Below are 6589 nucleotides of genomic sequence, written 5' to 3' on the forward strand. Positions count from 1 at the left end.
CAAAAGGAGTCCGGCATGCCCAATATCGTAGTTCAGAATATAAAGCGCGCCGACCTCTCGGTGGTCGATGGTCTGGCCAAATGTGGCGTAGCGACCGTCCATGAAGCGCAAGGCCGGACCGGTTTGATGGCCAGCAATATGAGGCCGGTTTATACCGGTGCGAGGATAGCCGGAACAGCGGTAACCATATCCGCAGCACCGGGTGACAACTGGATGATACATGTCGCCATCGAACAGTTGCGGGAAGGCGACATGTTGGTTCTGGAACCAACCAGCCCTTGCGAAGACGGCTATTTTGGCGATCTGTTGGCGACCTCGGCGCAGGCAAGAGGGTGCCGCGGTTTGATCATCAATGCCGGCGTACGCGATGTCCGTGACCTGACCGAGATGAATTTCCCGGTTTGGTCAAAGGCGGTGTTTGCCCAGGGGACGGTGAAAAACACGCTTGGCTCGGTGAATGTCCCGATTGTCTGCGCAGGAGCAGTGGTAAACCCCGGCGATGTCATCGTCGCGGATGACGATGGCGTCTGCGTTGTACCGCGTCAAAATGATGCCGACGTGCTGGAAAAGGCGCAGCAACGGGAAGCGAATGAGGAAGAGAAGCGGCAGCGGCTGGCCAGCGGTGAACTGGGCCTCGACATGTACAAGATGCGCGAACGGCTAGAAAAAGAAGGCCTCAAATATGTTTGATGCGCCTTCTGGCGTTCGGTGCATGTGGATGCGCGGCGGAACGTCCAAAGGCGGCTATTTTCTTGCGGAAGACTTGCCTGCGGGCAAAGCAGAACGTGACGCGTTTCTGGTTCATATCATGGGGTCCCCCGACGAACGGCAGATCGACGGTATGGGCGGTGCTGATCCGCTTACCAGTAAAGTCGCGGTGGTCAGGAAATCAGGACGTGATGCCATCGACGTAGATTATCTGTTCCTGCAGGTCTCCGTTGATCAGGCGCTCATTTCAGACCAACAAAATTGCGGCAATATCCTCGCGGGTATCGGTCCTTTTGCGATCGAGCGCGGGTTGGTGGCCCCAACCGGTGATGAAACCCGCGTAATCATCTATATGGAAAATACCGGGCAAACCGCTGTGGCCACGGTCCAAACTCCGCACGGGCAGGTGCAATATACAGGTAACGCCAGCATTGATGGCGTGCCCGGCACCCATGCCCCGATTCAACTCGAATTCCGCGACACTGCGGGATCCAGTTGCGGAGCGCTGCTTCCGACGGGAAATGCAGTCGACGAGATTGAAGGCATCGCTTGCACGTTGATCGATAACGGCATGCCCTGTGTCGTAATGAGGGCCGCCGATGTTGGCATCATCGGTTATGAAGATCGCGAGAGTCTCGACGGCAACCGCGATTTGAAAGCGAGAATCGAGGCGATCCGGCTGGCGGCGGGAGAGCGGATGAACTTGGGTGATGTCGGCGAAAAAACAGTGCCAAAGATGATGTTGGTTGCGCCGCCGAGAAACGGAGGGGCCGTGACCGTGCGAAGCTTCATTCCGCATCGCGCCCATGCATCGGTCGGTGTTCTGGGTGCGGTCAGTGTCGCAACCGCCTGCCTGATCGAGGGCTCTCCTGCTGCGATGGTGGCAAATATACCGGATGGTCAGATCAAAACCCTATCGGTTGAACATCCGACCGGAGAACTGACCTGCGTGTTGGAAACGGATGCAAACGGTAACGTGGTCTCCTCGGCACTGTTGCGCACGGCGCGAAAATTGATGGACGGGAAGGTTTTTTGATATGAGCGTCGAAATGAAAGCTGATCGCATCACCAGTTGGCACGCAAATCCGTCAAAGCCAGAGTTTCAATTGCCGGAGGGAGCGGTCGATGCCCATTGTCATGTCTTTGGTCCAATGGCGCAATTTCCCTTCAGTCCAACAGCAAAATATATCCCGGAAGATGCGGGCCCCGACGAGCTATTCGCCCTGCGAGATCATCTGGGATTTTCGCGCAATGTGATTGTGCAGGCAAGCTGCCATGGGACCGACAACAGGGCGATGCTTGATGCAATCGCCAAATCCGATGGAATGGCGCGCGGGGTTGCGGTTGTTGATCCGGATATCAGTGATTCCGAATTGAGACAGCTTCACGAGGGCGGCGTCCGTGGCATCCGGTTCAATTTTCTGAAGCGCTTGGTGGACAATGCTCCCAAGGACAAGTTTCTGGAAGTCGCATCGAGATTACCAAGAGGGTGGCACGTGGTAATCTATTTTGAAGCGGACATTTTGGAGGAGATGAAAGACTTCATCGGTAATATTCCCGTGCCAATCGTAATAGACCATATGGGCCGGCCCGATGTGTCGCAGGGGCCGGGTGGCAAGGAAATGAAGGCATTCCGAAAATTGCTCGACAGCCGCAGTGATATCTGGACCAAAGTTTCCTGTCCCGACCGGCTGGATGCCGCCGGCCCGCCATATTTGAATTTTGTTGCTTCGGTCAGACCACTGGTGGAAGACTACCCCGAGCGAGTCCTTTGGGGAACGGACTGGCCGCATCCCAATATGCAAAGCGTGCGTCCTGATGACGGCGCGCTGGTGGATATAATTCCGCAGTTGGCAGTGACAAACGAACTGCAACGCCGGCTACTGGTAGATAATCCAATGGCTCTTTACTGGGACGAGCATTGACAGCCGCAATCGCCAAGAATTGAGTCGAGGGCGATTAGACTTCATAAGCTGAATGGCGGATTTTCGGAACTGGTTTGACCTACGGGTATGACAACATCTGGGCGCATTTCGGAACGACTGTAGTTGGGCCGTTTGCGGACTGTCCGCTATTGGATGCTGGGCGGTGAAAAGCGGACATTCGGCTGCCGCCCCAATTCTGGACACTTACCGATTCAGTGCGAGCCCTCGACAGCAGATATTCTGCAAAAATATGGCGGCTCATTGCTCCGCCTCGCGATGATCATCACCTATCCAAAGAGTATGACTGTCAATCCGGAGATTGGTGATGGCCAGCAACGCGTGTTTTCTCGCTTGAACTTCAGAACGAAATGCATCGTGGGTCATGCGTTCAACCAGCAGCAGATCGGACAGATCAAATGCGCCTAGCTCATGGCCACGCCGCATTTTTGTCACTCCATCCACCTGTGCCTTCATGCCTTCCCGGCTCCGCTTCCAAGAACGCCAGGCAGCGTCGGCGGATGCCAAGCCCGTGTCAGCCATTTCCTGAACGTCGAACCGCACCGCGCCTGCTTCGGCACTAACGGCCTGTGCTTCCCTCTCTGCGCGGTCGGCCAGCGCGCTGCGATGGCTGCCACCAAGAGGAATAGAAGCGACAAGTCCGACGCCCTTTTCCAAACCGTCCCGCTCGCTGAATACCCGAAAGCCCAATGACGGATCGGCAATGCGGTCACGCCGGGTCCGCTCCGCTAGTGTGTTTACCCGGGCAGCCTCTGCATCGGCCGCGGCAATTTCGTGGCTGCGCGCGATAACCAGATCGCGCAGTGCTGCAAACCCGCCTTCAGGAACCGTTGGGAGGGGAAGCTGCGGCGCTTCAACGGGTAGTGGTAAGCTCGGGTATTGGGCGGCGAGACGCGCGTGGCCGAGCTCTGTTCGCCCCCTTGATTGCTCTGCGGCCAGCCTTGCGGCTCCCAAAGCGGCTTCAGATTGATCAACATCAAGCTGGGCAGCATCGCGTAGTTGCATTCGTCGCGTTACCGACGCGAGCATTGCTTCATAATTTTTGACTGCTTGTGCATCTACGCGAGCCTCTTCGGCTGAACCCAGCCAGCCCCACCATAGTTCCGCCAATAGGGTCGCAGCTTGATGCTTTACATCTTCGGCTCGATTCTCGGCAGCGATGAGGCCATATTCGCCCGCCTTCTTGTCGAGGCGTTTCTTGCCGGGAAGACGAAAAGGTCGCATGACGGTCGCTTCATATTCGTTGAACCGACCCTCATTATCTACGTCGCGGCGAATATAGGAGCCCGATAAGGTCACCTCATGGGGACCGGCTTTGAGGGCCCGGGCATCTGCTCTGGCCGCCTCGACACGCGCGCGCGCTGCCATGACGCTTGGATGCTCATCTAATGCCGTCTGGACCGCCGCTTCATCAGGCATTCCGGCATTGTCTTGCGCAGCGGCGGGGATGGGAACCATAATCACCAGCCAGAACGAGAAGGTGGATAGGGCATTCCTCATGATGGCACCTCTTCGCCGAAGTTCGGGTCACCGGCCTCCCGCTCTTCCTTATTCTCACCGAAGCGCTCGTATAATATTGGCAGCAGGATCAACGTCAGCATTGTCGCGGTGACAAGACCACCGATTACGACGATCGCGAGCGGCTTCTGGATTTCCGATCCCGGACCGGTCGCAAATAATAATGGCACCAGTCCGAAGGCAGCAATGGTAGCGGTCATCAGGACCGGGCGCAGTCTGCGGGCGGCGCCGACTCGAACAGCATCTACCATTGACAGACCTTGCTCGCGGAGCTGCCTAAAATAGCTGACCATGACCAAGCCATTGAGAACTGCGATACCGAGCAGCGCGATAAAGCCGACGGAAGCGGGAACGGAAAGATATTCTCCCGACACGGCCAGCGCCACCATTCCGCCAACCATCGCAAAGGGAATGTTGACCAAAATCAGTAGGGATGCACGCACTGAACTCAAGGTCGCATAAAGAACGATAAAAATAAGAATTAGAGATATCGGAAGCACAATCATCAGCCGCGTCGACGCCCGCTGCTGGTTTTCAAACTGCCCGCCCCAGACGATGCGGTAGCCGGAAGGCAGTTTCACATTTGCGCCGATATCGGCCTTGGCTTCTTCAACATATCCAACTAGGTCGCGTCCGGAAACAAAGGCCTGAACCATGGCAAAGCGCGAGCCGTTTTCATGCTCCAGTTTGACTGGTCCGGCAATCTGATTCACCGTAGCAATATCGCTGGCGCGCACCAATTGGCCGGTGGGCGAGCGGTATAGCTGATCGGCAAAGCTTTGCGGGCTCATGCCGCGACTGCCTTCGCCCTTTATCAGGATGGGCACGCGCCGGTTGCCATCGGCAACGACGCCGGAGTGCACGCCTTCTATCTGAGCTCGCATCATGTCCTGCATCATGTCGACTGGCATACCGCTGCGTCCCGCCGCCATCCGGTCAATATCAAGCTGCAGATAGTCAACCGTGTCATTGGCAACGGTCATCGCCTCAGTTGTGCCCTCAATTTTTTCCAGTCGGCCCTGAATTTCTCCAGCAATCCGGGAGAGTTCATCCAGATCTGAGCCGAACAATTTGATCACCAGATCGCCGCGCGCACCGGTGAGCATTTCGGAAATGCGCATTTCAATGGGCTGGGTGAAGCTGGGTTCGATACCCGGCAAATCATCAAACACCTCGCGAATTTTCTCGGTCAGTTCATCCTTGTCAGCCACTTGCCATTCACTACGCGGCTTGATTTTCAGAAAACTGTCGGTTTCATTCGGACTCATTGGATCGAGTCCGAGTTCGTCGCTACCAACCCGTGCGATCACATCGGTGACTTCCGGAACTTCAGCAAGAATGGCTTTCTGGACCTTGATGTCACCAGCAACGCTATGGTCGATCGAGATGCTTGGTAATTTGGTCAGCTGAACGATCATCGACCCTTCATCCATGGTCGGCAGAAAGGTCTTTCCGGTCACACTATAGGCAAGTCCCGCGATCAGCAAAGAGAAGGCCGCAACAGCATATACAATGGGTTTTCGGCCAAAAGCACTGCCCAATAGTCGCTCATAGAAGGGTGACAATTTGCGCATCAACCAAGGCTCGTGATGGCCAGCGGGTATTTTCAAAACAAAATAGGCCAGAACCGGAACCAGTGTCAGCGATAAGATTAACGCCGCAAGCAGCGCGAGCACAATCGTCAATGCAACGGGCGCGAATAATTTGCCTTCAAGTCCTTCCAGTGTGAGCAGCGGCAGGAAGACCAGTGCGATAATGGCAAGGCCAGATGCAACAGGTTTTGCTACTTCAGCTGTGGCAATGAAGATATTGTGGAGTTTACCAGCAGCGCGGTGTTTTTCGTCGGATAACCGTTCGACAACATTCTCGACCACGACCACCGCCCCGTCGACAAGGATACCAACCGCGATGGCTAGCCCGCCAAGGCTCATAAGATTGGCTGTCAAACCAAGAAAACGCATGGCGATGAAGGTGAACAATGCTGCCATCGGCAGCGCGAGCGCAACGATTACCGACGCCCTTATATCGCCGAGAAAAAGGAGCAGCAAAATGACAACCAATACAGTTGCTTCGAGCAAAGCTGATTCGACCGTGCCGACGGCGCGTTCAATCAGGTCTGATCGATCATAAAACGGGTCGATCTTCAACGAAGATGGCAAGCTGGGTTCGATTTCCTTGAGCCGCTCCTTGACACCATCGACCACTTTGCTGGCATCTGCTCCGCGCAGGCCAATCACCAGCCCTTGCACGGCTTCGCCCTCGCCATTTTTGGTGACGGCACCGTAGCGGGTGAGGCTGCCTGTTCGGACCTGCGCTACATCGCCGACACGGACAACCATTCCGCCTTCGGATTTGACAATGATGTCCGACAGATCACCGAGGTTCCGGATAGCGCCAACCGCGCGGACGATGAGAGATTC

Annotated in this window: 5 protein-coding genes; 3 read left to right on the forward strand and 2 right to left on the reverse strand. The window is 55.9% G+C overall.

What is annotated here, in order from left to right:
- Window positions 1-15 precede the first annotated feature (15 nt).
- The 3 genes from ligK to WBM93_RS08755 are packed head-to-tail and all read left to right on the forward strand — an operon-like array spanning window position 16 to window position 2633.
- The gene (gene ligK, locus WBM93_RS08745) at window positions 16-690 is read left to right on the forward strand and encodes a 4-carboxy-4-hydroxy-2-oxoadipate aldolase/oxaloacetate decarboxylase (protein ID WP_424431003.1); all 675 of its coding nucleotides are present in this window, start codon (window positions 16-18) and stop codon (window positions 688-690) included.
- Complete coding sequence (locus WBM93_RS08750; protein ID WP_424430991.1) at window positions 683-1744, forward strand: 4-oxalomesaconate tautomerase; 1062 nt, start codon at window positions 683-685, stop codon at window positions 1742-1744. The genes ligK and WBM93_RS08750 overlap by 8 nt, the downstream gene beginning before the upstream one ends.
- A 1-nt stretch (window position 1745) precedes the next feature.
- Window positions 1746-2633: an amidohydrolase family protein gene (locus WBM93_RS08755; protein ID WP_424430993.1), complete on the forward strand. Its 888-nt coding sequence runs from the start codon at window positions 1746-1748 to the stop codon at window positions 2631-2633.
- Window positions 2634-2891: 258 nt separating this feature from the next.
- Here WBM93_RS08755 and WBM93_RS08760 read toward each other — a convergent pair whose 3' ends face one another.
- Complete coding sequence (locus WBM93_RS08760) at window positions 2892-4151, reverse strand: TolC family protein (protein WP_424430996.1); 1260 nt, start codon at window positions 4149-4151, stop codon at window positions 2892-2894.
- Window positions 4148-6589 (reverse strand): efflux RND transporter permease subunit (locus WBM93_RS08765; RefSeq protein WP_424430999.1); only part of this gene is annotated, 2442 nt, incomplete at its 5' end. The genes WBM93_RS08765 and WBM93_RS08760, both read right to left, overlap by 4 nt.

Source organism: Parasphingorhabdus sp., from assembly GCF_049667325.1.
GTDB lineage: Bacteria > Pseudomonadota > Alphaproteobacteria > Sphingomonadales > Sphingomonadaceae > Parasphingorhabdus.

What these genes read in the sequence shown, in the direction of transcription:
- ligK (WP_424431003.1), top strand. Translation starts at nt 16, where the DNA reads ATGCCCAATATCGTAGTTCAGAATATAAAGCGCGCCGACCTCTCGGTG.
- WBM93_RS08750 (WP_424430991.1), top strand. Translation starts at nt 683, where the DNA reads ATGTTTGATGCGCCTTCTGGCGTTCGGTGCATGTGGATGCGCGGCGGA.
- WBM93_RS08755 (WP_424430993.1), top strand. Translation starts at nt 1,746, where the DNA reads ATGAGCGTCGAAATGAAAGCTGATCGCATCACCAGTTGGCACGCAAAT.
- WBM93_RS08760 (WP_424430996.1), bottom strand. Translation starts at nt 4,151, where the DNA reads ATGAGGAATGCCCTATCCACCTTCTCGTTCTGGCTGGTGATTATGGTT.